Annotated in this window: 22 protein-coding genes; 10 read left to right on the top strand and 12 right to left on the bottom strand. The window is 64.7% G+C overall.

The window, feature by feature from the left end:
• Positions 1–194: 194 nt before the first annotated feature.
• Entirely contained in the window at positions 195–2,354 is a 2,160-nt protein-coding gene (locus ASF32_RS13575; protein ID WP_056429301.1) for a TonB-dependent siderophore receptor, read from the top strand.
• Positions 2,355–2,402: 48 nt separating this feature from the next.
• On the opposite strand, the gene ASF32_RS13570 is transcribed toward ASF32_RS13575, so the two are convergent.
• Complete coding sequence (locus ASF32_RS13570; RefSeq protein WP_056429299.1) at positions 2,403–3,149, bottom strand: arginyltransferase; 747 nt, start codon at positions 3,147–3,149, stop codon at positions 2,403–2,405.
• Between the two features lie 407 nt (positions 3,150–3,556).
• Here ASF32_RS13570 and ASF32_RS13565 point away from each other — a divergent pair, with 407 nt between their 5' ends.
• Together ASF32_RS13565 and ASF32_RS13560 are read left to right on the top strand one after the other, a co-directional pair.
• Positions 3,557–5,152: a glycosyltransferase family 39 protein gene (locus tag ASF32_RS13565; protein ID WP_056429297.1), complete on the top strand. Its 1,596-nt coding sequence runs from the start codon at positions 3,557–3,559 to the stop codon at positions 5,150–5,152.
• Positions 5,149–6,378 (top strand): glycosyltransferase family 2 protein, encoded by a 1,230-nt coding sequence (locus tag ASF32_RS13560; RefSeq protein ID WP_082490420.1) that lies wholly within the window; start codon positions 5,149–5,151, stop codon positions 6,376–6,378. The genes ASF32_RS13565 and ASF32_RS13560 overlap by 4 nt, the downstream gene beginning before the upstream one ends.
• Positions 6,379–6,415: 37 nt before the next feature.
• Here the strand turns inward: ASF32_RS13560 and ASF32_RS13555 are convergent, their stop codons facing one another.
• The 4 genes from ASF32_RS13555 to hemB all read right to left on the bottom strand — a co-directional run bounded on the left by ASF32_RS13555 (position 6,416) and on the right by hemB (position 9,673).
• Positions 6,416–6,913, bottom strand: coding sequence for an RDD family protein (locus tag ASF32_RS13555; RefSeq protein ID WP_056429293.1), 498 nt, complete (start codon positions 6,911–6,913; stop codon positions 6,416–6,418).
• Between the two features lie 100 nt (positions 6,914–7,013).
• The gene (locus ASF32_RS26870) at positions 7,014–8,072 is read right to left on the bottom strand and encodes a methyl-accepting chemotaxis protein (RefSeq protein WP_056429292.1); all 1,059 of its coding nucleotides are present in this window, start codon (positions 8,070–8,072) and stop codon (positions 7,014–7,016) included.
• A 172-nt stretch (positions 8,073–8,244) separates the two neighbouring features.
• Positions 8,245–8,616 carry a hypothetical protein gene (locus ASF32_RS13545; protein WP_056429290.1) on the bottom strand — a complete coding sequence of 124 codons (372 nt, stop codon included), beginning with the start codon at positions 8,614–8,616 and terminating at the stop codon, positions 8,245–8,247.
• A gap of 1 nt (position 8,617) precedes the next feature.
• Positions 8,618–9,673 (bottom strand): porphobilinogen synthase, encoded by a 1,056-nt coding sequence (gene hemB, locus ASF32_RS13540; protein WP_056429287.1) that lies wholly within the window; start codon positions 9,671–9,673, stop codon positions 8,618–8,620.
• Positions 9,674–9,920: 247 nt separating this feature from the next.
• Between hemB and ASF32_RS13535 the strand changes: the two genes are divergently transcribed.
• The 4 genes from ASF32_RS13535 to ASF32_RS13520 all read left to right on the top strand — a co-directional run bounded on the left by ASF32_RS13535 (position 9,921) and on the right by ASF32_RS13520 (position 13,632).
• On the top strand, positions 9,921–10,997 hold the full coding sequence (locus ASF32_RS13535; protein WP_056429284.1) for an enoyl-CoA hydratase/isomerase family protein: 1,077 nt from the start codon (positions 9,921–9,923) through the stop codon (positions 10,995–10,997).
• Positions 10,994–11,461 carry a DUF6163 family protein gene (locus ASF32_RS13530; RefSeq protein WP_056429282.1) on the top strand — a complete coding sequence of 156 codons (468 nt, stop codon included), beginning with the start codon at positions 10,994–10,996 and terminating at the stop codon, positions 11,459–11,461. Before ASF32_RS13535 ends, ASF32_RS13530 begins: the two co-directional genes overlap by 4 nt.
• 163 nt (positions 11,462–11,624) lie before the next feature.
• Complete coding sequence (locus ASF32_RS13525) at positions 11,625–12,137, top strand: winged helix DNA-binding protein (RefSeq protein WP_056429280.1); 513 nt, start codon at positions 11,625–11,627, stop codon at positions 12,135–12,137.
• 403 nt (positions 12,138–12,540) lie between these two features.
• Positions 12,541–13,632, top strand: coding sequence for a GGDEF domain-containing protein (locus ASF32_RS13520; RefSeq protein WP_056429278.1), 1,092 nt, complete (start codon positions 12,541–12,543; stop codon positions 13,630–13,632).
• 298 nt (positions 13,633–13,930) lie between these two features.
• On the opposite strand, the gene ASF32_RS13515 is transcribed toward ASF32_RS13520, so the two are convergent.
• From ASF32_RS13515 to pqqA (ASF32_RS13490), 6 genes are all read right to left on the bottom strand, one after another.
• Positions 13,931–14,155 (bottom strand): hypothetical protein, encoded by a 225-nt coding sequence (locus ASF32_RS13515; protein ID WP_056429276.1) that lies wholly within the window; start codon positions 14,153–14,155, stop codon positions 13,931–13,933.
• Positions 14,156–14,246: 91 nt separating this feature from the next.
• On the bottom strand, positions 14,247–14,597 hold the full coding sequence (locus ASF32_RS13510; protein ID WP_056429274.1) for a 4-fold beta flower protein: 351 nt from the start codon (positions 14,595–14,597) through the stop codon (positions 14,247–14,249).
• 7 nt (positions 14,598–14,604) lie between these two features.
• Positions 14,605–14,955, bottom strand: a complete 351-nt coding sequence (locus tag ASF32_RS13505) for a hypothetical protein (RefSeq protein WP_056429271.1) — start codon at positions 14,953–14,955, stop codon at positions 14,605–14,607.
• Between the two features lie 532 nt (positions 14,956–15,487).
• On the bottom strand, positions 15,488–15,751 hold the full coding sequence (locus tag ASF32_RS13500; protein ID WP_056429269.1) for a hypothetical protein: 264 nt from the start codon (positions 15,749–15,751) through the stop codon (positions 15,488–15,490).
• Positions 15,752–16,033: 282 nt separating this feature from the next.
• The gene (gene pqqA / locus ASF32_RS13495) at positions 16,034–16,123 is read right to left on the bottom strand and encodes a pyrroloquinoline quinone precursor peptide PqqA (protein ID WP_018042171.1); all 90 of its coding nucleotides are present in this window, start codon (positions 16,121–16,123) and stop codon (positions 16,034–16,036) included.
• Between the two features lie 63 nt (positions 16,124–16,186).
• Positions 16,187–16,276: a pyrroloquinoline quinone precursor peptide PqqA gene (pqqA, locus tag ASF32_RS13490; protein ID WP_056429267.1), complete on the bottom strand. Its 90-nt coding sequence runs from the start codon at positions 16,274–16,276 to the stop codon at positions 16,187–16,189.
• Positions 16,277–16,804: 528 nt separating this feature from the next.
• Here pqqA (ASF32_RS13490) and mgtE point away from each other — a divergent pair.
• A complete protein-coding gene (gene mgtE / locus ASF32_RS13485; RefSeq protein ID WP_056429265.1) occupies positions 16,805–18,175 on the top strand; it encodes a magnesium transporter in 1,371 nt (456 codons plus the stop codon).
• A 48-nt stretch (positions 18,176–18,223) separates the two neighbouring features.
• Here mgtE and ASF32_RS13480 read toward each other — a convergent pair whose 3' ends face one another.
• Positions 18,224–18,709, bottom strand: a complete 486-nt coding sequence (locus tag ASF32_RS13480) for a YidB family protein (protein WP_056429263.1) — start codon at positions 18,707–18,709, stop codon at positions 18,224–18,226.
• 285 nt (positions 18,710–18,994) lie between these two features.
• On the opposite strand from ASF32_RS13480, the gene treZ reads away from it, so the two are divergent.
• A complete protein-coding gene (gene treZ, locus ASF32_RS13475; RefSeq protein ID WP_056429260.1) occupies positions 18,995–20,800 on the top strand; it encodes a malto-oligosyltrehalose trehalohydrolase in 1,806 nt (601 codons plus the stop codon).
• Positions 20,797–25,707: a malto-oligosyltrehalose synthase gene (locus ASF32_RS13470; protein WP_056429258.1), complete on the top strand. Its 4,911-nt coding sequence runs from the start codon at positions 20,797–20,799 to the stop codon at positions 25,705–25,707. The genes treZ and ASF32_RS13470 overlap by 4 nt, the downstream gene beginning before the upstream one ends.
• The last annotated feature ends 9 nt before the right edge of the window (positions 25,708–25,716 follow it).

Raw genomic sequence — 25,716 nt, 5'->3', positions numbered from 1 at the left:
CCATCGCATGTCCTGAAACTTGGGCGATATTCTAGAATAATTATCAAAAGATTCCAAAATCTAGGTCGCTGTCAAACTGGCCGCAACCGGTTGCCGATCAATTTAGCGTGTCTATTAGACAAATAGCATCTGCACGATGAGCGGAATATATCGCTATTTATGCAGAATATTGCAAATATAACTGAGGCGCACCGATGCACCCCTTTGTCCGCCTACGTCTGATCACGGTTCTAACAGCCGTACCTTTCATGTCGGACGTGCGGGCAGCCAAAGCACAGGCAGATATTCCCGATTCCGGTCATCATGCTGAAGTCACGTTAGACCAGCTCAATGTCGAGGGAACAGGGGGACATACTACAGGCTACCGCGCCAACCGCAGCCGGAGCGCGACGAAGACGGACACCCAGCTGATCGACACCCCGCAGGCGGTGACGGTCGTGACGCGCGAGCAAGTCCAGGATCAGGGGTTCCAGGGAGTCACCGAAGCCCTGCGCTACGTGCCCGGCGTGTTCCTGCACCAGGGTGCCGGCAACCGGGACGAGGTCGTGATCCGCGGTCAGCAATCCAGCGCCGATTTCTACGTCAACGGCATGCGCGACGACGCGATGTACTACCGCGATCTCTACAACGTCGAGCGGATCGAAGTGCTCAAGGGACCGAACGCAATGATCTTCGGTCGCGGCGGCGGCGGGGGCGTCGTCAATCGCGTGCTCAAGGACGCCACCGGAACTCCGGTTCGGGAAGTCATCCTTCAGGGTGGACAGTATTTTAATAAAAGGGTGGCCGTGGATGTCGGCGACCGGGTCTCGGACAGCGTGTTCTTCCGCTTCAACGGAATGTTCGAGGATAGTGGCACCTATCGTGACCACGTCGATCTGCGGCGCTGGGGCATCAATCCGACGGCGACGATCCTGCTCGGGCCCGAGACCACGCTGAAACTGTCCTACGAGTATTTCCACGACGATCGGACGGCGGATCGCGGGATCCCGTCCCAGTTCGGGCGGCCCTATCGGTATCGCGACAACATCAGAACGTTCTTCGGCAATCCCGACCTCAGCTACTCCCGCGTGGATGCACATATCGCGACGGCGGTTCTCGATCACCGCTTCGCCTCGGGCGTCGAGATGCGGAGCCAGTTCCGCTACGCCGATTACGCCAAGGCCTATCAGGTCGTGTATCCGAGCATCCGCGCCGGCGGTGCGGTGAACGCCGCCGGGACGACCGTCGATCTCAGCGCGTTCAACAACGACACGCCGAGGACAAACTTCTTCAACCAGAACGATTTCACGTACAAATTCGCCACGGGGCCGCTGGCCCATACGCTGCTCGCGGGTTTCGAACTCGGCAAGCAGGAAGGCATCACCTACCGGGAGGAAGGCTTCTTCGCGACGACCGGAACGCAGACGCTGACCGTCAATCCGCTCTCACCGGTTTCGCGAGTCCCCGTCAGTTTCCGCAACCTGGCTTCGTCCTCCAACAGCCGCTACGACCTCGGACTGGCTGCGGTCTACGTCCAGGATCAGATCGAGATCGGCCCCCATGTCCAGGTGATCGGTGGCCTGCGCTACGATCATTTCGATTTCTCCTCGACGGACCGGCGCACCAACGTCACCAATTCCCGCATCGATGATCTGCTGTCGCCCAGGGTCGGATTGGTGTTCAAGCCGGTGGACAGCCTCGCCTTCTACGGCAACTACAGCATCTCCTACCTGCCATCCGCCGGCGATCAGTTCAGCGCCCTGTCCGAAGGGCTCGCCATCGCCGAGCCGGAGCGGTTCGAGAACCGCGAGGTCGGCGTGAAATGGGACCTCTCGTCGACGCTCCAACTCACCGGCGCGCTCTACGACCTCGACCGGTTCAACCAGCGGCTCGCCGATCCGAACCGCCCTGGCTTCTTCCTGCTGAGCGGCCAGACCAACGCGAAGGGTGTCGAGATCGGCGCGAACGGTTTCGTCACCGATTGGTGGCAGGTCGCGGGCGGCTATGCCTTCACCGATGCGCGCATCGTCAGCGGGTTCAGCTCGGCACTTATCGTCCCGGGCAACCATGTCGGACTGGTGCCGTTCAACGCCGTCACCCTATGGAATAAGTTCGCGGTCACGCCGTCCTTCTCGTTCGGTATCGGCGCGATCCATCAGACCCACACGTTCGCGGCAGCCGACAACACGGTCAGACTCCCAGGCTACACCCGCTTCGATCTCGGCCTCTTCTATCAGGTCACGGATCTGGTGCGGGCGCAGATCAACATCGAGAATCTTTTCGACCGGGGCTACATCGCCACGGCGGACGGCAACAACAACATCAGCCCGGGCGCACCGAGGATCATTCGCGCTCAGGTGATCGCCAAATTCTGACGCGTGGTTCGCGTCGACGCCGCTCCGGTGAGCGATCGGGGCGGCGGACTAATCCACCCGCTGCCAGCCCGGCCCCATCAGGCGCTCCTGGGGTCGGAAGCGGGCCTTGTAATCCATCTTGCGTGAGCCATCCACCCAATAGCCGAGATAGAGATAGGGCAGGCCGAGGGAAGCGGCGCGGCGGATATGGTCGAGGATCATGAAGGTCCCGAGCGAACGCTGGGCCTCCGCCGGATCGTAGAACGAGTAGACCATCGACAATCCGTCGGAGAGCACGTCTGTCAGGCACAAGGCCACGGTCGGCCCGGTACCCCGCCCGTTGATCGCCGTATCGGGACCACGCCGGCGATAGGCCACGAGATGGGTGTCCACATGGCTGTCCTCGATCATCATGGCGTAGTCGAGCACGGTCATGTCGACCATGCCGCCATCGCCATGGCGCGCATCGAGATAACGGCGAAAGAGAGCGTATTGCTCCGAGGCCGGGCGGTTGGGCTCGGGATTGCCGATGAGATCGGCGTTTCGCTGAAGGATGCGGCGATGACTCGCCGAAGGCAGGAAATCCGCCACCACCACTCGCACGGAGATACATGCCCGACAGGTCTCGCAGGCCGGGCGATAGGCTATGGTCTGCGAGCGTCGGAAGCCGCCCTGCGTGAGGATCTCGTTGAGGTCACGGGCGCGCCGACCTACGAGATGGGTGAACACCTTCCGTTCCTCCTGACCCGGCAAATAAGGGCAGGGCGAAGGTGCCGTCAGATAGAATTGCGGGGTGTCTCGGGGATGGCTCGTCACGCTTGCTGCTGACCTCGGGGCCGGCGGGAGCGTTCCCCGCACTCGATGAGTGTACCCGCCCCGTGCCAGGTCTCAAGTGGGTGAACGTCGCGGTATCTCATTTTCAGCGGGAAGGCTGGCATGGTCGGCCCGCCGAGCGTATCACCGCGCCCGGGTGGGGAGCGACCGTATTTCGGAGGCAATTCAGGACGAAATCATCCCATGTCGTGACCGGGGTGATGTCGGTGAGTTGAAACACGATAGCAAAATTCTCACGGGAATTGTGTTCGTTGCCATCAGCGGGGGCAAAATCGTGACGCGACATCGGAGGATCGCGAGACGACCGGCATGCGACTCGGACGCGGTCGATCTACTTTTGCAAGACTGGACAAGGAATTAGTCAGATCAGCTCCCTCCAACTAACGCCGATGCGCTACGACCCGCCGAGTGCCGCGAAGGCCAGTCCCTTCGGGGATGCCGCTCGGTCGGCCGATTATACGCATCATGTCATCGTTATCTTGATCGTCTCGTTCATCGCCCGGCTGGTCGCGGTGCGGTTTCTCGACCTTACCTTCATGGAAACATACGGTGCTGTCGTCGCGAGGAACCCGTCGATCTCGTTCTTCGATCAGCCACCCCTGACATGGTGGACGATCGCCGGTGTCATGCGTCTGTTCGGATCCGACGATGCATTGATCGTGCGCCTCCCATTCCTGGTGATGTCGGTGGTTTCGGGGTGGCTGATCTACCTGATCACACTGCGGATCTTCAATTCGCGTGCCGGTCTCTACGCTGTCTGCGCCTACTCCCTGTCCCCGCTTCTCGGATTGTCGGATGGGAGTCTGGCCCAGACGAACGGGCCGATGACCCTTTTCATCCTCGCCGCCCTGCTTGCCTTCCTTCACATCGATTTCGGCGCCCGAAGACTGCAGGACAACGGGATCTGGTTTGCCTGCGCCTTCCTGTTCGGTTGTGCCCTTGCCTCGAAGTATCTCGCGGTCCTTCTTGTGCCGGGCCTTCTCGTCGCAGTTGCGAGCCAAGCCGAGGGAAGGCGCTGGCTCCTTCGGCCGGCCACCTATTTCGGCCTCGTCTTCCTGTTGCTGCCGCTCCTCCCGGTCATCATCTGGAATGCGGAGCACGGCTGGGTTTCGTTCCTGTATCAGGGTGCGCGCGCCGAAGGGAACGGGAGCGTGAACCTCACGAGAGCGTTCCGCTGGACCCTGACTCAGGTGATGATCGTCCACCCCCTCGTCTTCTTTCCCGCCTTCTACATGCTGTATCGAAGCCTGGGAAAGGGCCCGAGGGAGGCAGGACCCTGGCTTCTCGCCTGTCTCGCGGCGCCCGTTCTTCTGTTCATCCTCGGTGTGATGGTGTGGAGCAGCCATCCACTGCGCGGCTATCACTGGGCGTCCATGGGGTATCTTCCCCTGCTGCCGCTCGTAGGCGCCTGGGCGGACGGCCTCGCAGCCAGCGACCGGCCGGACGCCGCGCGGCGCTGGCTCGCGACGCTGGCCACGACAACGATCGTAGCGATCTGCCTACTCCTGTCACATGCCTTTACCGGCTGGGCCGAGCGGGTCGCTCCGGCTAAAGCGTTCCGAAACCAGGATCCAATCCTCCTGGAACTCTACGATTGGAGCGATCTTCCCTCCGCGCTGACCGCTCGCGGTGTCGATCCCGCCCGCACCTTCATTGCCGCCACTCGTTGGGAAGATTGCGCCAAGGCCTTCTATGCCATCCGACAGCAGTTCCGCAGCCTGTGCCTCGCCGGAGACAATATCCACTTCACCTATCTCGCGGATCCGGCGCGCTTCCGGGGTATGGATGCCATCATCGTCGACAGGTATGCCAATCCCGATGCAATCCGGTATAATCTCGACGGTCATTTCGAGACGTTCTCGGAGGACTCGCCCATCCGTCTGACTTTCAATGGGCGCAAGATGCACGATCTGAAGATCGTCCGGGCGAGCCGTTTCGATGGTACCTGGCCGAAGCCCAGGATCGGCGCGAAAGGCCGCCAGTGACTCTCACTTTGCCCCAGGCGACGTTCGCACCCGATGCGGATCGGCCTCTCGTCACGATCGTCATCCCGACATTCAACGAGCGGGATAACATCGCGGTCATCTGCGGCCGGATCGCCGCCTCGCTCGACCGACATCCGTTCGAGGTGATCGTCGTCGACGACGATTCCCCGGATGGCACCTCAGCCGTCGTCGAGAGCTTGGCCAAGGCCGATTCCCGGATCAGAATCATCACGCGGACCGGACGACGCGGGCTGGCGGGAGCCTGTATCGAGGGGATGCTCGCGGCGCGGTCCGAACTCGTCGCGGTCATGGATGCGGACCTCCAGCACGAGCCTGCGACCCTCGTGCCAATGCTCGACCTGATGGCGTCGACCAAGTGCGACATCGTCATCGCCAGCCGTTATGTCGACGATCCCGACGTGGCGGCCTTTTCGTCCGTCCGACAAGCCTTGAGCAATGCCGGCAACCGTCTGGTACGGGCTCTGCTGCGGGTCCAGACCAGCGATCCCATGAGCGGTTTCTTCCTCATGCGCCGAAGTATTTTGGTGAAAGCCGAGCCGCGCCTGAGCCGCGACGGCTTCAAGCTTCTCGCAGACATCCTTGTTCAGGGTGGGCGGGCGATGAAGATCGAGGAGGTTCCTTACGTCTTCGGGCCCCGGCTTACCGGGCAAAGCAAGCTCGACGAGAGGGTTCTCTTCGACTTCGCCGTCCTTCTCATTGCGAAATCCGTCTTCGGAGCACTTCCGACGCGGTTCGTCTCCTTCGCCCTGGTCGGTGGCCTAGGTGTCATCGTCCATCTGGCCCTTCTGGGGCTGATGCTATACGTCCTGAACGATAATTTCCTGCTGTCTCAGACCGCTGCCACGCTCGGCGCCATGACGGCCAATTTTTTCCTGAACAACGTCCTGACATATCGGGACCAGCGGATCGTCGGGATCGACCTTCTGCGAGGGCTTGCGGTGTTCTGCCTGTCCTGTTCCTGCGGTGCGTTCAACAACATCCTGTTCGCACACCTCATCTATACAGCGACGGGCATCTGGTGGCTGGCTACGGGGGTGGGCATCCTGGTGGGGGCCGCCTGCAACTACGTATTGTCGGCCCTCACGGTCTGGCGGCGTTTCGACAAGCGGCAAGGTCGGGAAAAGCAAGCACCTGAGGGAGACGCCGTTCTATCGAAGGGCGGCGGAGACGTCGGTATCGCGCAGCCCCCTTACGTCTCGCGGTAGAGACGAAATCCTCCTTGGACCTCGTCCCCCGGTGTGATCAGAGCCGCACCACCGCGAGGCCGACGAGAACGTCGTGGCCCAGGCGCCGGTCCGATCTCATGAGGCCGAACAGGATATCGACGAACCAAAGCAGGAACGTCGAGATGGCGACGTAGAACAGCAGGGCGTGGATGGCGGCGGTGAGGAAATCCACCCGTAGGCCGCTGGCCGGAGTCACCACGCGCAAACCCATCATCCGCATGCCCCAGGTGCTCTGGGCGGCGCCGCCCACCGTCACCGCGCTGTAGAGGATGCCGCTGGCGGGAAGGATCGCGAACAGGGTCCAGCCGAGCCCGAAGGTCAGCACCCCGAGCACCGTGATCGCCAGGGTGAGGAGCGCAGTGAAGCCCAGGATGAAGAGAATGTCGAGGAGATAGGCGACGAAACGTGCGCCGAGGCTCGCCCGCACAAAGGGCATCGGAAGGTTGCTCGGAAAGCCGGTCCCGAAACGCTCGGCATAGCCGGCGGGGTCGTAGCCTGGGGGCGTGTTGAGCATGGCCGGTAGCCTTTGAGAGGGGAGACGGTTCTCCTTCATGAGAAGACATGGGAGGGCCCATGCCTTCACTCAAGGTCACATGGGCTTCGTTGCCACTCCGTCAGGCGGATTGCTCGATCACACCGCGCCATCCCAATCCGCGATACGTCTCGTAGCCAGGCGTCTCGTGGAAGGCGACGAGGCGGCCTGCTGCATCGATGTAGCTTCCCTGGCTCTGTCCGTCGGCGCGGAGGGGATAGCGCTCCGTGAGGAGTCCGTTGCCCTTGGAACAGGCGATGACGCGGTTCTCGGCATCGAGCAGCATGACACGGCTATGGGCCCGCTCCGCCGGCGCGAGGCGGACACCCTCGACGATGGTGCGTGCCTGCGGCTCCCAATCGAAATGGATTGCGAGAAAGCCGATCGCCTTGCCGTTCGTCTCACCACCTGCTCGCACGGAGGCGACATAGGTGGCGCTCTGCGCCCCGTTGAGCGCGGCGACCCGCGCCACATTGGCCACGGCGAAGTCATCGCCCGAGGCTAGCGGCTTGGCGCGGGCGAACCACGGCTCATGGCTCACATCCTGGCCGACCACATTGAACCGGTCGGGCCGGCCATTGGCGATGACCTTGCCGTCGAGGCTGCACAGCCAGAGATCGAGATAGACCGTGTAGGCGGAGAGGATGACTCCGAGCCGGTGCGAGGCGTGTTTCCGTGCCGCTTCCGACGGGGCGAGCGCACACTCGACGACCGCGGCATCGGTCGCCCACCACCTTACGTCGCATGTGCGCTCGTAGAGGTTCCGGTCGATGATCTCGACGGCGTTGAGGGCAAGATCGATACAGCGGGCCGAGCGGGTCTCGCTGGCGAGATGCTCCACGGCCTGCGTCAGGTTGTCGACACCGTCTCCCAGGGCGTTGCCGAGGCCTGAGACGAGACCCTCGATCTCACCCGCAACGGTGCGAACCTCATTGGCGACGACGGAGAAGCCGGCCCCGCGTTCCCCCGCATGAGCGGCCTCGATGAGGGCGTTAAGGGCCAGCAGATTCATGCGCCGGGTGATGGACTTGATCGATCCCACGCTGCGGTGAGTGAGGGCTTTCAGCTGCTGGGTCGACGTCTCCACGAGCATCGAAAGACTGTCGGCTGGATGATCTGCCTCGTTGAGTTTTGTCGACATCGCATCCTCAGAATGGACCGCCCAAGCTCAGCGCTTGGTATTTAAATATCGATTCAAGATCGAGATTGGCCGGCAGGCGACTGCGAACGATTCGAGGTCTGCCGGTCAGAGACAATCCTGTCGCCTCCCCAAGGAAACCCAAGCAATAAGAATGCCAGGGCCGCGCGAATGCCTAGCGCGCCGGCACGGGGTCGTTTGCTTCGGAATCTAATGTTTCGAGATAGTATTTCTTAAGCATGAAAAGCGCTCCGCCCGACACCGCCTTGTGGTCCATGCGGACGCCGATGAGACCCGCGCCGCCGTCGAACAGGCAGTCGATGCGGTGCTGGCGTTGGCCCAAAGCGTAATCGACGCGCACGCTGTCGGGCGCCGATCCACGGCCGACATGGAGCAGACGGGGCGGGAGGTCCGATGCCACCAGCGCAGGAAGCGTTCGCCGGCAGGTGGTGATCCGCTGCCGGTCGATGGAGCTGTCGCAGCCTGCCAGGAAGGGGGCGACCAGAAGCAGGAGCGCAGCAGGGCCGATGACGGCCCGTCGGCGCATTTCAGAGGCCGTCGCGCAGGCGCTCGGCCACGCGGGGGGCGTAGTAGGTCAGGATGCCATCGGCGCCGGCGCGTTTGAAGGCGAGGAGGCTCTCGGTCATGGCACGGGTGCCGTCGAGCCAGCCGTTGAGGGCGGCGGCCTCGATCATCGCGTACTCTCCCGAGACCTGATAGGCGAAGGTCGGCACGCCGAACTCGTCCTTCACTCTCCGGATGATGTCGAGATAGGGCAGGCCGGGCTTCACCATCACGGAATCGGCGCCTTCGTCGAGGTCGAGGGCGACTTCCCTGAGGGCTTCGTCCGAATTGCCCGGATCCATCTGGTAGGTGCGCTTGTCGCCCACCAGGGCCGCCGTCGTGCCGATGGCATCTCGGAACGGGCCGTAGAAGGCACTGGCATACTTCGCCGCGTAGGCCATGATCTGGACGTCACGGAAGCCGGCCTTGTCGAGGCCGCTCCGGATCGCGCCGACGCGACCGTCCATCATGTCTGAGGGGGCGATGATGTCGGTTCCCGCCTCGGCCTGGATCAGGCTCTGCTCCACGAGGAGCGCCACCGTCTCGTCGTTGAGGATGGCCCCGTCCTCGATCAGGCCGTCATGGCCGTGGCTGGTATAGGGATCCAGGGCGACGTCGGTCATCACGCCGATCTCGGGCACGGCCTTCTTCACCGCCCGCACCGCGCGGCAGACGAGGTTATTGGAGTTCAGGGATTCCGATCCGGTCGGGTCGCGCAGGGCGGGGTCGGTATAGGGAAAGAACGAAATCGCAGGGATTCCGAGCCGTGCCGCGCGCTCGGCGTCGCGGACCACCTCGTCCACGCTGAGGCGCTCCACCCCCGGCATCGAGGCGATGGGCTCGCGTCGGCCGGTCCCTTCGATCACGAAGAGCGGCCAGATAAGATCATCCACCGTCAGGGTATTTTCCCGCACGAGGCGGCGCGACCACTCCGCCTTGCGGTTGCGGCGGGGGCGCTGCGTGATGCTCAGCGACGCGGCGGAGCTCGCCTTGGCCGTCTCGATGGCGAGGGGACGCGGGGTCGGGGTCGCTTCGGTCATGGTCTTCGTCTCGAATGCTCGTCGCGGGCGCGTCGGAGCCGGCCTAACACATCCCCAAAACTCTTCGAAACCCGGGCCGATCGCCGCTCCCCGACGGACGGGGCATGTTGACGGGTCTCGGCAGAGTTCGTCTAAGCGACCGGGCGAGCGTGGCATGTCCCGATGCTCGCACCACGGACCACGTGGAAACCCGCGAGCCCCCCGAGGGGCGAGACAGCCCCCGCCGGAGGCCAACCGGAGACGATGGATGACAGGCGCAGACGAGCCGGAGATCCTGTTCGAGCGGCGCGGCGAAGCTGGCCTCATCATTCTGAATCGGCCTAAATCCCTGAATGCGCTCACCTTCTCCATGTCGACGGCGATGTATCGCGCCCTGGCCGAATGGGAGCGGGACGACAGGATCACCCGCGTGGTCGTCCGTGGCCGGGGCGGCCGGGCCTTCTGCGCCGGTGGTGACATCCGCCAGATCTACGACCTCGCGCGGCAGGGGCTGGACGAGGAGGTGAGGCAGTTCTGGCTCGCCGAGTACCACCTCAACGCTTATGTGAAGCGCTATACCAAACCTTACATCGCCCTGATCGAGGGGATCGTGATGGGCGGCGGGGTCGGACTGTCCCTGCATGGCAGCCATCGGGTCGCCTCGGAGCGCTACGCGCTGGCGATGCCGGAAGTGGGAATTGGGTTCTTTCCGGATGTGGGAATGACCCATGCGCTGCCGCGCCTGCCCGGTTACGCAGGGCATTATCTCGCCCTCACCGGCGCCCGGATCGGTGCCGGAGATGCCCTCGCTCTGGGGCTCGCCACCCATTGTTCGGCGGCGGAAAACTTCGACGCGATCACGGATGACCTGGCCGAAGGTAGCGTCATCGGACGGGCTTTCGACCGCCACGCGACCGCCTTTCAGGCGGTTGGGCCGATCACGTCGCATGGCGGTACGATCGAGGCCTGTTTCTCCGCCGACAGCGTCGTCGAAATCCTGGCGAGACTCGATTCGGACGGGTCGCCCTTCGCCACGGAGGCCGCCGCATTGATGCGCACGCGCTCCCCGCATTCCCTGTGCATCGCCCACGAACAGATGAAGCGCGGCCTCGCCATGGATTTCGCCGAGGCGATCCAGGCGGAGTATCGCCTGGCCATGCGCGCCATGCACTGGCACGACTTCCGGGAAGGGGTCCGCGCCGTGCTCGTGGACAAGGACAACCGCCCGGACTGGCGACCCGCGACCCTGGCCGAGGTGGACCCGGCGGCGATCGCCGAGGCCTTCACCGATCTGCCCGATGGCGACGCGCCGAAATTCGATGGATCAGAAAGGATCTTATCATGAGGGGACTGACCAAGGTCGGTGCGACGCGGGACGGGCGCGGGCGCGCCAGCGAGATGGCCGGCGACCGGATCGAGCGGTCGCCGCGTGCACCGCAGACGGGCTGGGACGTGGTTCTGGTCTGGTTCATGCGCCTGACGGCGATGTTCTGGCTGGCAAAGGGCGTCTCTACCTGGGCGACGATCCTCGATATCTTTCCCGGAGCCCGTCCTTTCGAGGCCGACCCCCTCGGCCGCCAAGCCGTCATCGTCTATTTCGCGGTGATCGACTTCACGGCGGCGATCGGGATGTGGCTGACCAGCGCCTGGGGCGGTGTGGTCTGGTTGTTGGCCGCCACGAGTGCCGTCACCCTGGCGATCCTCACTCCGCATCTGCTGCCGATGTCGGTCCCGTCCCTTGCTGCGCATGCAAGTATCATTGTTGTCTACTTCGCTTTGTCTTGGGCTGCGGCTCGCGAGGTCAGGTAAACAACACCTTACTGGATTACTTTCATTTTGCATTTACCGACGGAGGTAAATCGCATATTCATCCTATCGCTTAAATCGTCTTTCATCGGTCACTCGTAAATTGGCTTCATAAGCGGTGCCGAACACCACGGCGCCCGAGCAAGAACCCTGACGAGGCAATCAGATGAAGTCCCAGTCCGCCAAGGTGATCGAGACCAATACTTCCACCGAGACCACCCCGGTGCATGGATCCTATCTCGAAGCGCTGCATCTCGTGGAACGGCTCCACCGCCGCCTGCTCGATGTGATCAAGGACGAGTTCGAGCGCCGGGGCCGCGAGGACGTCAACAGCGTTCAGGCGCTGCTGCTCTACAACATCGGCGACAAGGAACTGACGGCCAGCGAGCTGCGGACGAAGGGCTACTATCTCGGCTCCAACGTCTCCTACAACGTCAAGAAGCTCGTCGAGGCCGGCTACCTCCACCACGCCCGGTCGAAGACCGACCGCCGCTCGGTCCGGATCAGCCTCACCGACAAGGGCCGGTCCATCCACGACATCATCCAGGGCCTCTACGACAAGCACGCCCGGACCATCCAGCCGATCGGCGGCATCTCCGACGACGATTTCGGGCGCCTCAACGTCGCCCTCGGCCGTCTCGAGCGCTTCTGGACCGACCAGATCCGCTACCGCCTCTAAGCAGGGTCCCGTTGGCACGCCAACGCTTCATGCTGCTCAGCTCCTTGATGTGTCGCAGGTTTTAATCGCGGAACCGGGGGCCACTTCTGCGAAACCTGCTTAGGACGACAGAGATGGCGAATCGCCGGGAACGAGATATGAACCGGGGCGGCCAGGCATGACCGGAGGCCGCCCGGCGCGCAGCAGGTTCCGACTGGTTTCCTGGGGCCGAGCCTCGCTATCCAGTACCGAAGGCGTGCCGAACCGAAGGACAATGAAGCGATAGCCGCAGAGCCCTCACCAGACTCGCTGTAAACTATATTACCCTGAATCGATTTAGGCGGTTCTGTTGAACGTTCCTAACCCGCAGTGGGAAATTCTTGATTGAAGCTTGTTTGGTGCGCTCTGAGCAAGCTAATCAGGTATGATGACCGTCTCGATTCCAACTCTACAACTGACCGAGCTGATCGTCTTCATGACGTGCGGGCTCGTGTTCGTATACGGCTGGTTTCTTCGTAGAGATGAGTTCTCATTCCTCTGCTTCGGATCGAACTATCTGATCAGCGCCGCGATAACAGTCGGCTTCGACGACTTCGGCCGCTACGGGAGTTGGCTTTCTTCGCTGGGTTGGTCGCTGACGGCTTGCATGTTCTGGGTCGGTTTTCGCGTCTTCGACGGGCGAAGACCTCTGACGCCCGTCATGGCCGTCCTAACCTTGCTGCCGGCTCTCCTGCATGTCGGTCTGGCGGCGATCGGTCGGGATGCCGAGACAGTCAATACGGTGAGTACGCTGGCTTATGCGCAGCTTGAGGCCGCGATAGCCATTTACGTGCTTTCGACCTCGCGAGGATCGGCCATACGGCGCATCGCAGGCCTTGCGCAGGCTGCCATCGCCGCTGCGCTCTGTCTGCCGATCCTGCCGTTCTCGCCCAACGTCGAGCAACTGACGGTGGTGATCGTTGCGATCAACGATCATGTGACGTCGATCGTGCTCACGACAGCGATCCTCGCCCTTCAGTCCGAGAGGGCCTATGCGGCGTTGGAGCAGATTGCGAATCACGATCCCCTGACCGGCGCCCTGAACCGCAAGGGCCTCGATCGCGAACTCAAAAAAGAGCGGAAGGTGGCCGGGGTGATCGTCGCCGATCTCGACCACTTCAAAGCCATCAACGATCGATTCGGCCACGCCGCCGGAGACGACGTTCTGCGCGAGTTCGTCAAATGCGCAAAGTCGGTCCTACCGGAGGCGGCTATTCTCGCTCGCCTCGGCGGCGAGGAATTCGTGATCGTCCTTGAAGGGCACGATCGCCACGCGACTGTCTTCCTCGCCGAACGCCTTCGCTTCACACTTCAAGACAAGCCGATCGCATGGAACGGTCACTCGATTGCGGTCACGGTCAGCCTCGGCGTCGAGATGACGGATGACGGAGCGGAGGTCGTGGCTGCTATCGAACGAGCGGATGCAGCTTTGTACAAGGCCAAGATCAGCGGGCGGAATCGGGTCCAAGTCGTATGAGGGCCAATGCGCGGCTCGTCGCAGATGATGCCTCGGAGTGCCGAACCGAACCGTTCGATCTGGTCGAGCGTGACGAGGCTTGCCGCGAGGCCTGTGAAGGCCTCCTGGATGTCGCGAAATCGTGTTCCCTCGCGTAGCTTTTGGCGGCGCAATACGAGGACCGGCTGAGGTCGGGAAGATAGCTCTGCCGTGGCCGACCCGATGACGGGGTTGCCGGGCGTACCCCGCAACCCAGTCATCGTCCAAAGTCGAGACCAACCCGAATTCGTCTCGGGACAATCGAACGTTCGGCCCGTCGTTACGAAGGCTGCTCCTCCCCGACACGCTCTTCCTCCTCGGAAAGAGCGGGAATGTCGTCGGCATCGTCTCCGACCAGTTCATCGAGTTCATCGATCAGGTCGTTCACCTGATCCTCCGTGGCGAGGATACGGAAGATCTCCCCGTCCACGGTCTCGATGGTCAGTCGATAGCCTCCCGCCGTCTCGTCGGTGAGGACGCGAGCCAGCTTCTTCGTCAGTGTCATGCGAGTTTCCTATCGTCAGGCATCGCCCGACCCCTCTCGTCACACCGTTCGGCGTGGCGAGGGAGGTCGTTCGAACGGGTTCGGCCGGGGGTCAGATCAGGTCGGAAAAGACACGATGGGACCAAGCCGCGAATGAGGCGGGACGAGACGGGGCCTGCTGCATTTCGGCCCGTGCCGGTTTCGGGCGTCTCGGACCGGGCGTCGTCTTCCCCTGCCGCTGGGGCTTGGGAGGGCCGCCCACCGCGTCCCGTTCGAAGAGCAGGCAGGCTCCGTCCACGTCCGAGATCCAGCCGCGATCCGCCCAGCCGATGAAGCGGCCGTCATAGGCGTAGACCTTGTCATCGTGGATGAAAGCCGCGGCCTTGCCGTTCCAGAGATAGAGCGAGTGCCCGTCGTGGCAGAAAACCGCCTCGCCGCCATCTCTGTCGAAGAACTCGATCATGGACGGCTCAAACCCCGATCTGGCTGTTGTGTAGCGTGCGGAGGTCGACGTAGCTCATGGTCTCGCTGCTCCAGGTCGGTCCGTCATCGTCGTGCAGCCTCTTGGCGAGCGGCTTGTGCTTGTCGCCCTGATAGACCCCCAAGATGACGGTCTGGCCATCGGTGTCGTCGCTCTCGATCCGGTAGTGCGGCTGGACTTTCGATCCGACCCGGCTGAGGCGAACACGCAGCGTCGGGTTGCGCGTCTGGTCGGGGACCATGTTGAGGTAGACGCCTTTCAGATATTCCAGACGCTCGGCTTTCCGGCCGGCGAGATCCGCGATGGAGACGTTCTCGGCGAGCAGGTCGGGTTGGTTCATGATGGATCTACTTTCCAATTGTTGTGATGGCACGTGGTCCACCCGCAGAGACTGAATGCATCGACGCGCGATGTTCCCTGCGGGGGCGTTCGTCCTTGGGTGTGACGTGGACTTTGTTCGGCCGGCACTCGAATGTCGGCATGAGGGGCAGGGCGGCGCTGCCATCCACGCCGCGAGATTCCGCGGTGCGGGGGCTACGATATTCACACATCTCGCAGGTTGCGCAGCCCTCCTCCCCAGCGGATCTCGGGCCTGCCCGAGATCCGTCGAGCTTGTGGGGTGGAGGTGGGGCTGGTTGGGCGACCCTCAAGCTGCGGAGGCAAGCGGCGCCCCCCCCAATCCTGACCTCTCCCCACAAGGCGGAGAGGGAGGCGTTTTGCCTGCACAAGTAGATGGGTGAATACCGTCTCCTTGCAGCAGAGGGAACCCGTCGCCCCTATTGTCGAAGAGCTTGGATGAAGCGAACGGCGTTTGAGTCGCTGTGCGAAGCCGGTAGGCGCGTGCGGCGGCGGAAGGCCGATATCGATCTGCGTCAGTGCAAGGTCGGCGGCGGTTCGAGGAACGCGCGCATGCCGTCACCTTCCTCGGCGGCCTCGATGAATGCGTCGAGGGCATCTTCGTCGGAGGCGAAGGTGGTGGCCCAGACCGTCGACCAACCCGTCTGATCGATGACTTCGAGTGTCCACCGATCCTGCGTGCCGGCGAAGCGATAGACGTTCACCGTCACCGTGATGCCGTCCTGGGTCGCCCGTCCTGTGAGGTCCGAGAATTCCATGGCTGGCATCTCGTGGGTCATGGGGTGTTTCTCTCGAATGACGAGTTCACCGCAGGGACCCGAACGTGTCCCCATCTCATGAGCCGAAGTGACCATCCTAGCAGAGTTCTCGGCGGAACGGTCTCGTAAAGTTCACCCTTGCGGCGAGACCAGTGACGTCGACATTCCGATGGGTGACATGACTGACGATCTCTGCACCGACCCGATCCCCTGTCCCGAGCGAACACGAAAAAGGCGGCATTCCCGATGGAATGCCGCCCCTTCAAACCGCTCCAGGGAGCGATCGACTTGGTCGCGATCGACTTAGTTGAAGGTGTCGATCTCAGCCGACTCGTAGCTGGTGACTTCCATGCCGACGCACACTTCCTGAACGATGGGGGCAGACCACGTCATGACGTTTCTCCTGGTTGGTAGTGATGAGGCTTGGTGACACGGGCCCGTGAGGGCGCCGATCCCTTAGTTGAAGGGATCGATTTCCGCCGACTCGTAGCTGGTGACTTCCATGCCGACGCAGATTTCCTGAACAACGGGGGTAGACCATGCCATGGCAGAACTCCTTCGTGCCCGACGCCCTCAACATAAGCAATGAGTTGGGCGCAATACAAGCGGGCACGAGACTTATATTTTTCATATGATGGATCGTAAGGGCCGAATTTTCCCCGATAAGAGGACGATTTTCCTTCTTTAGGGAACTATGATGCAGGATTGTGCTGCTTCGGTACCCCATCCCGGCCGCGGCGCCGCCCGTTCCGAACGTCGAAACGGTGGCTCCCCCGGCCGTCCCGCGCGTCCCGCCGACAGGTCTGAAAGACAGGAGGAAATTCATCTTGACGCGCCCCGTGGCGGAGCGCATGGGGGCGCCGCCGACGGCTTCCCCTCGGCGATCCGCATGTGCGCATCGCAGGTGGAGGCTTTGGAGCCCGAATTCCCCATCCATGCCCAGCGACAGTCCCGTCGATCCAGCCCGCCCGGCCGATTTCGTTCTGACCGCCTGAGGCCCTGACGGGTTCACACGCGGCTCACCGCGATCCGGCCGAACACGGCCCGATCGCACTCCTCCCCCGAGGTGAGCCCATGAACCAGATCGCCCCCTTCCCGACCAAGATCGATCCCTCCGTGCTGGCCGCCCGGTTGTCGGACGAACGCGCGCCCGACATCGTCGAGGCGCTGAACGAGGAGGCACCCGAGGTCGCCGCCGCAATCCTGCTCGGGCTGCCCCATGACCGGGCGGTGGAGGTACTCGACCAGCCGGAACTCGACCTCGCCGCCGACATCATCGAGATGCTGCCGCGCGACCGGGTCGCGTCCTACCTGTCCGGCATGTCGGCGGACCGGGTGACGGACGTGTTCCGCGAGATCGAGGAGCCGGGCCGCTCCGATCTGAGGGCGCGCCTCGATGCGGAGACGCGCGGCACGATCGACCGGCTCAGCGCCTATGGCGAGGAGAGCGTGGGCTCGCTGATGACCACGGAATTCGTCAGCGTGCCGGGCAACTGGACGGTGCAGCAGACCCTCGACCATGTCCGTACCGTCGAGAAGACCCGCGAGACGATCTACGCGATCTTCGTCCTCGACCCGCGCACCCAGGCGCTGACGAAGGCCGTGCCCCTGCGCCGGCTGATCTCCGGCAATCCCGACGACAACGTCCTCAGCGTCGCCGCCGGCCGGCGGCCGCTCGCCGTCTCGCCCACCGCCAGCCGCGAGGAGGCGGCGCGGCTGATCTCGAAATACGATCTGCTGGCCCTGCCGGTGGTGGATGCGGTGGGCCACCTCATCGGCATCGTCACGGTGGACGACATGATCGACGCCATGGTCGAGAAGCAGACGCAGGACGTCCAGCGTTTCGGCGGCATGGAGGCCCTGCCCGAGCCCTATATGGATATCGGCTTCGGCACGATGATCCGGAAGCGCGCCGGCTGGCTCTGTGCCCTGTTCCTCGGCGAGATGATGACGGCCACGGCGATGCAGGGGTTCGAGGGGCAGCTGGAGAAGGCCATCGTCCTCACCCTGTTCATCCCGCTCATCATGAGTTCGGGCGGCAATTCGGGCAGTCAGGCGACCTCGCTCCTCATCCGCGCGCTGGCGCTCCACGAGGTCCGCCTGCGCGACTGGTGGCGGGTGGCCCTGCGGGAAGTGCCCACCGGGTTGCTGCTGGGCGCGATCCTGGGGACGATCGGTGTCATTCGCATCGTCGTCTGGCAGAAGGCGGGGCTCTACGATTACGGCGAGCATTGGATGCTGGTGGCGGCGACGGTGGGGGCCGCCCTGGTGGGGATCGTCACCTTCGGTTCGCTGACGGGATCGATGCTGCCCTTCGTGCTCCAGCGCCTCGGCTTCGATCCGGCGACGGCCTCGGCGCCCTTCGTGGCGACGCTCGTCGATGTCACCGGCCTCGTCATCTATTTCTCGGTGGCGATGCTGATCCTGCGCGGCACGCTGCTCTGACCCTCATCGATCCTCCCGGGCGGAGCGCGCCCGGGAGGAGGCAACGCCTCAGGCCGGCACGCGGCCATCGGGTGTGTAGCGGTCGATGGCCTGCGGCAGGTCGCGCGACAGGCGGGACAGCAATTCCTCGCGGGTCAGTCCCGTCTGCTGCGCGAGGGTCGCCAGGATGTCCGGGCCGATCGCCTTTTCGAGGTTCTGCGGCGCGATCTCCTGGTTCGGACCCTGGTTGACCCAGGACGACGCCGTCTCGCCGTGGCCGTTCTGGGTGAACCGCTCGACGAGTTCGTTCAAGCCACCGCCGAGGAGGCCGCCCGCGCCCGCACCGCCTAGGGCGCTTCCCAGCTGGCCGAGGATGCCGCCGAGCCCGCTTTGATTGAGGCCGCTCTGGCCATCGGTGACGGCTCCCGGCGTGCCCGGAGCCGCGCTCTTGTTCGACGTGCCGCCCAGGAACTCGGCGATCTTGTCCCTGTTCTGGTAGCCCGCCACGGCGAGCAGACCCAGCAAGGCGGTCATGGACGGATATCCGCGGCTCATGCGCTGTCTCCCTTGAGGTTTGCCGCCAGCTGATCGGCGAGGCGACGCTCATCAACGTGCATGTGGCGCTTACCGATGCATCGCGCCGCCGGAACGGGCACAATCATGGATCAATGGCGCGCTGCACATAAAACTTCTCTGCCCGGCGGTTGTCCGCCGCGACCCGCGCATTACGTCGCAAGCGAAGCTGTTCGGTGAGGGAACCAGAGCACCGCGGACAGCCTTCTCACCGCAGGCGGGTGCGACTCCGCCGCGAGGTTTCCCAATGAGCGAGATGGCGGTCTGATGCGGCGCACACACGACATGAACTTCGGTGCCGCCATCGCGGCGGACGGCGTGCGCTTCGCCCTCTGGGCACCCACGGCCAAGGACGTCGCCCTCGTGGTCGACGGGGCCGAGCATCCCATCCCAGAGGCCGGCGAAGGCTGGCGCCGCACCACCGTGCCGGACGTCCGTCCGGGCGCCCGCTACGGTTTCCGCATCGACGGCGACCTCGTGGTGCCGGATCCCGCCTCGCGCTTCCAGCCCGACGACGTGTCGGATCTCAGCGAGGTGATCGATCCGAAGGCGTTCGACTGGAGCGACGGAGAATGGACGGGCCGTCCCTGGGAAGAGGCTGTCCTCTACGAGCTGCATGTGGGCACCGCCACGCCGGAGGGCACCTATGCTGCGCTGGAGGCCAAGCTCGAGGACCTGACTCATCTCGGGGTCACCGCCATCGAGCTTCTGCCGCTCGCCGATTTCAAGGGCACCCGGAACTGGGGTTATGACGGCGTGCTGCCCTACGCTCCGGACGCCGTCTACGGACGCCCGGACGAGCTCAAGCACCTGATCGACAAGGCCCATTCGCTCGGGCTGATGGTTTTCCTCGACGCGGTCTACAACCATTTCGGCCCGGCCGGGAATTACCTCCACGCCTATGCCAAGACCTTCTTCACCGAGCGTCATCAGACGCCCTGGGGCGCCGGCATCAACTTCGACGGCGAGACCAGCGGTAAGGTCGTGCGCGACTACTTCATCGAGAACGCGCTCTACTGGCTGGAAGAATACCATTTCGACGGCATCCGCTTCGATGCGGTCCACGCCATTCTGGACGATTCGCCCAAGCACTTCATCGGCGAGCTCGCCGAGACGATCCGCGCGCGCCTGCCCGGACGGCACATCCATCTCGTCCTCGAGAACGAGGCCAATCAGGCCCGCTGGCTCGAACGCGACGACAACGCCCAGCCGCTCCAGCACACGGCGCAATGGGCCGACGACCTCCACCATTGCTGGCATGTGCTGCTGACCGGCGAGGATGCGGGCTATTACGTCAGCTTCGCCGACAAGCCGGTGGAGCATCTCGCCCGCTGCCTCGCGGAAGGCTTCGCCTATCAGGGCGAGCCGTTCCCGAGCCTCGACAATCATCCGCGCGGCGAGCCCTCTTCCCATCTGCCGCCATCGGCCTTCGTCACCTTCCTCCAGAATCACGATCAGGTGGGAAACCGTGCCCTCGGTGAGCGTCTGAGCGCGCTGAGCGACCCAGACAAGCTCAGCCTCGCCCGCGCCGGCTTCCTGCTCGCTCCGCAGATTCCGATGCTGTGGATGGGCGAGGAATGGTCGGCCACGACGCCGTTCCTCTTCTTCGTCGATTTCGCGCCGGACGAGGAGCTCAACAAAGCCGTGCGCGAGGGGCGTCGTCGCGAGTTCAAGAGCTTCGCCGCCTTCGCGGACGACACGTCGGTCATCCCCGATCCCACGGCGGAACAGACCTTCCTCGATTCGAAGCTCGACTGGTCCGAGCCGGAGCGGCAGCCCCATCGCGGTGTCTGGGCCGACACCCGCAACCTGCTGCAGATCCGGCACCAATCCGTCGTGCCCCTGACGAAGACGCAATATCTCGGGGCCGACGTGACCCGGCCGTCCCCGGATTCCCTCGACGTGACGTGGCGCTATGCGGGGGGAACCCTGCGCTTCGTTGCCAATTTCGGCGCGGATCCCCTCGCCGTCGATTCCCATGGAGGTCAGGTGATCTGGTCGAACGGTCATACGGGCAGCGAGATCGAGCTTCCCACCTGGACGGGTATCGTGCTGACGGGAGCCGCCCGATGAGCCGCGATCTCGAACGCCTGGCCGACCTCCTCGGCATCGCATCGGGCTATACCGACGCGTTCGGCCAGCCCGTGGCGACCGATATCGAGACCCGGCGCGGCATGGTCGCCGCCCTGGGCTTCCCGGCGAGCAACGACGACGAGATCGCGAGCAGCCTCGCGGAGGTCGAATCCGTCCGGCTCGGGCTCGTCCCGTCTCTGAACCCGGTCGAAGCGCGGCGTGCCTCCACGATCCCGCTTCAGGCCGCGGAGGCGCACGGCGCCGTGTCGTGGCGCCTCGTCGACGAGCGCGGCCTCGCGCGGGAGGGGAGGGCGTCGATCACCGGCGCTGGTGAACCCCGTATCGAGTTGCCGCCCCTGACGCCGGGCTACCACCGGCTCACCGTGGCGCTCGGCGAGCGGAAATCGGAAGCCTGGGTCATCTCTGCGCCGCAGCGTTGCTGGCGCCCCGCCGCCTATGCAGACGAGGGCGCGCGGGATTGGGGCCTCGCCGCGCAGCTCTATGGCCTGCGCTCGCCGCACAACCTCGGCATCGGCAGCTACGCCGATGCGGGCCGCGCCGCACGGGATGCCGGCATTCGCGGTGCCTCGTTCCTGGGCCTGAGCCCGGTCCATGCGCTGTTCGAATCGGATCGCAGCAAGATCTCGCCCTATTCGCCGTCCTCGCGCTTATTCTTGGAGACCCTGTTCATCGAACCCGGCGCGTTGCCCGGTTTCACCAATTCGCGTGCCGCCGCGCTACTGGCGGACAAGGCCACCGACATCGCCGGTCTTCAGGCCGCGACCCTGGTGGACCATCCCGGCATCTGGGGCGTGCTGTCCCCCGTGCTGGAGGCGTTCTGGCAGGAATCCCCGGCTCGCGCGGGGCAGGACCCCGCCTTCTCGGCCTTCCGCGAGGAGGGCGGGGCGGATCTCGAAGCCCACGGGACGTTCGAGGCCCTGTCCGCCCATTACAAGGCGCTTGGCGCCTATTGGTCCGGCGACTGGCCGGAGGAGATGCGCCGCGCCGGGACACCGGCGGTGGAGGCGTTCGCGATGGCCCACGCCGAGGCCGTCACCTACCATATCTGGCTGCAATACCTCGCCGATCGCCAATTGGCCGATGCGTCGAAGGCCGCCCTCGAAAGCGGGATGCGGCTCGGCCTCTACCGTGACCTCGCCGTCGGCGCCGACCGCGGCGGGTCGGAAGTCTGGTCGCATCCCGAGCGCTTCGCCAATGGCGTTTCCATCGGAGCGCCGCCCGATCTGCTGGCGCCCAAGGGGCAGGATTGGGGCCTGCCGGCGTTCCACCCCCTCGAAATGGAGCGCAACGGGCTCGCGGCGTTCCGCGCTCTGGTCCAGGCGAACATGCGCCATGCCGGTGCGATCCGCATCGACCACGCGTTCCAGCTCGCCCGGCTCTTCCTCATCCCGGTCACCGGATCGGCGAAGGATGGGGCCTATGTCGCCATGCCGTTCGAGCCCATGCTCGCGGTCCTGCGGCTCGAAAGCCACCGGGCCAAGTGTCTCGTCATCGCCGAGGATCTCGGCACCGCGCCGGAGGGCTTCTCAGACGCGCTGATGCAGGCCGGCATCCTGAGCTACCGCATCCTCGCCTTCGAGCGCGAGCATGGCGGCCGGTTCAAGGGACCCGGCGCCTATCCGCGCGACGCGTTGACGGCGATTACCACGCATGACCTGCCGACCTTCGTCGGCTGGTGGCGTGGCGTCGATACCGACACTCGCCAAGCGCTGGGCCTCTACGACGCCGAGCGGGCGGAAGCGGAGCGGCGCGAGCGCGTCACCGAGCGCGCCCGTCTCACCGAGGCTTTGGCCTCCGAGCAATTGCTGCCGGGCTACGACGTGCCCGAGACGGCGCCGTTCGAAGCGGCGGCGCGCTACCTCGCACGGGCGCCCTCGATGCTGACGGCGGTGCAGTACGAGGACGTCATCTCGGAACTGAGCCAGGCCAACGTGCCGGGCTCGACGGAGGGCTATCCGAACTGGCGGCGCAAGCTCGACCGCAGCCTGGAGGCCATCGCGGCGCCGGGCGGTCCGCTGGCAAAGCTCGCCGCCGCGCTGTCGGCCGAGGAACGCGGCCCCCGTTCGGGAGCGGCGCGTCTCGCCTCGCCGCCGCCGCGCGCCACCTACCGGCTGCAATTCCACAAGGACTTCACCTTCGCCGATGCCGAGCGGATCGTGCCGTATCTGGCCAAACTCGGCATCAGCCACGTCTATGCTTCGCCGATCCAGAAGGCGCGACCCGGCTCGACCCATGGCTACGACATCGTCGACCATTCGACGATCAATCCGGAACTCGGCGGCGAAGAGGGCTTCGTCCACTTCTCCGACGTGATGCAGCGGCACGGCCTGAAGCTGCTCCTCGACATCGTGCCCAACCATATGGGCGTCGGCGGGGCCGACAATCCGTGGTGGCTCTCCGTCCTCGAATGGGGCGATCTCTCGCCGCTCTCGCATGCCTTCGACATCGACTGGCAGCGACAGGGCGCGCGCAACAACCTCGTCATCCCGTTCCTGGGCGACCGTTACGGCGAGGCCCTCGAACACGGCACGCTCGACCTGAAATACGACGACGCCGCCGGCGCCTTCAGCGTCTGGCACTACGAGCATCAATTCCCGATCTGCCCGCTGCAATATCCGTCGATCCTCAACCGCGCCCTGGCGGCGCATGGCGAGATCGGCGACGATGCGGCGGCCGAGGTGCTGGCCGTCTCCGAGCGGCTGCGGCTGATGAGCGAGGAGACGAATGCGGAGCGCCGCCGGGGCTTCCCGGAGGAGGCCGACCACCTCAAGCGCCGGCTCGCCGACGCGGTGGAGGCCTCGCCCGCCATCGCCAAGGCCATTGACCGCACGCTGACCCTGCTCAACGGTTTCGAGGGACGGCCCGACAGTTTCGGGCCGCTCCACCGGCTTCTCGAGCAGCAATCCTATCGCCTCGCCCATTGGCGCGTGGCGGCCAGCGACATCAACTACCGTCGCTTCTTCGACGTGAACGGCCTCGCGGGCCTGCGCGTGGAGAAATCCGACATCTTCCACCGCTCGCACGAGACGGTGTTCCGCCTCATCTCCGAGGGGCGGATCGACGGGCTGCGGATCGACCATATCGACGGTCTCGCCGACCCGCAGGGTTATGCGCGCGCCCTGCAGAGCGCGGTCGGCCCCGGCTTCTACGTCGTGGTCGAGAAGATCCTCGAACCCGGCGAGAAGCTGCGGCCCTGGCCCGTCGCCGGAACCACCGGCTACGACGTGCTGAACCAGCTCGACGGCATCCTGGTGGACCAGGAGAAGCACACCAGGATCACCCGGTTCTATCGCTGGGCCACCGGCATGGACGAGCCCTACAAGGCACAGCTCCGGGCGGCCAAGGCGGAGATCCTCGAGATCAGCTTCGCCAGCGAGCTCGAAGTGCTCACCGCCGACTTGAAGCGGATCGCCGATGCGGACCGGCGCACGCGCGACTTCTCGGTGAACGCCATCCGCCGCGCGCTGATCGAGATCATCGCGCGCTTTCCCACCTACCGCTCCTATCTGCCGGGCGATCTCGACGAGAGCGATGTCGAGGGCGAGGATATCCGCCTGATCGAGGGCGCGGTGGCCAAGGCCAAGCGCTGGAGCGCCCTGCCGGACAGGTCGGTCCACGATTTCGCCTCACAGGCTCTGCTGGGGCGGGTCGATTCCGGCGGGCCGGGGCGGCCCGATCCCGCCGTCATCCTGCGGTTCCGTCGCCGGTTCCAGCAGCTGACCGGGCCGGTCATGGCGAAAAGCCTGGAAGACACGCTGTTCTACCGGTTCTCCGAGTTGCTCGCCCTCAATGAGGTCGGCGGCGATCCGGGCGAATACGGGATCGATCTGGAGCATTTCCACGCGCTCCAGGCGGCGCGGGCCCGCGACTGGCCGAACGCCATGATCACCACGGCGACCCACGACACCAAGCGCGGCGAGGATGCCCGCTCGCGCCTCCTTGCCCTGTCCGAGATCCCGGAGGTGTGGGCCGAGGCCTGGACCATCCTCGGCCAGTCGGCCCGGACCCATCTCACCGCCATGGAGGAGGGCCCCGCGCCCGACGCCAACGATCAGTGGATGTTCCTGCAGGCCATTCTCGGCGCCTGGCCGCTCGAATTGCTGGACGGGGACGACGAGGCCGCCATCGCGGAATTCCGCGAACGTCTCGACGCGTACTCTGAAAAGGCCCTTCGCGAGGGCAAGCGCCGATCGAGCTGGGTCAATGTGGACGAGCAGTACGAGGCGGCGGTCAAGCGGTTCTTCGCCGGCCTGATCGCGCCGGGCGCGAAGTTCATGACGCTCATGCGTCCGATCGCGCGCCGGCTCGCCCATCTCGGCATGATCGCCGGCCTCGGCCGGACGGTGCTGAAGGCCACGCTTCCGGGCTTGCCCGACGTGTACCAGGGGACGGAATTCTGGGACTTCTCCTTCGTGGACCCGGATAACCGTCGCCCCGTGGATTATACGGCCCGTGCCGAAGCCCTGAACGGGAGCGCCGACATCGCCGGCTTGCTCGATCACTGGCCGGACGGGCGGGTCAAGCAGGCGACGCTCGCGCGCCTCCTTGCCGACCGTGCGGAGCGACCCAGCTTCTACGCGGATGCCGACCATCTGGCGGTGACCGCAGAAGGCCGGTTGAGCGCCCATGTCATCGCATTCACACGGTCCGATGCCACAAGCGGTGAGGGCGACCTTCTCGTCGCCGTGCCGCGACTCGTCTCCGGCCTCGTCGACGATGCGGCATGGTCGGGCGAGGCCTTCTCCGGCACCACTCTGCCGGTGCCGGCGGAGAGCCGCTGGGTCGACCTGATGTCGGGGGCCGAGGTGCAGCCGGAGGGAACATCGGTCGATCTCGGCCGGTTGTTCGCGCGTTTGCCCTACGCAGTCCTGAAGCGGATCGCCTGAGCCCGAGTT

It is taken from the genome of Methylobacterium sp. Leaf91 (genome assembly GCF_001422815.1).
In the GTDB taxonomy this organism is placed as follows: Bacteria; Pseudomonadota; Alphaproteobacteria; order Rhizobiales; family Beijerinckiaceae; genus Methylobacterium.
The sequence above is the reverse complement of the archived record's forward strand: the minus strand, read 5'-3'. Positions and strand labels throughout refer to the sequence as shown.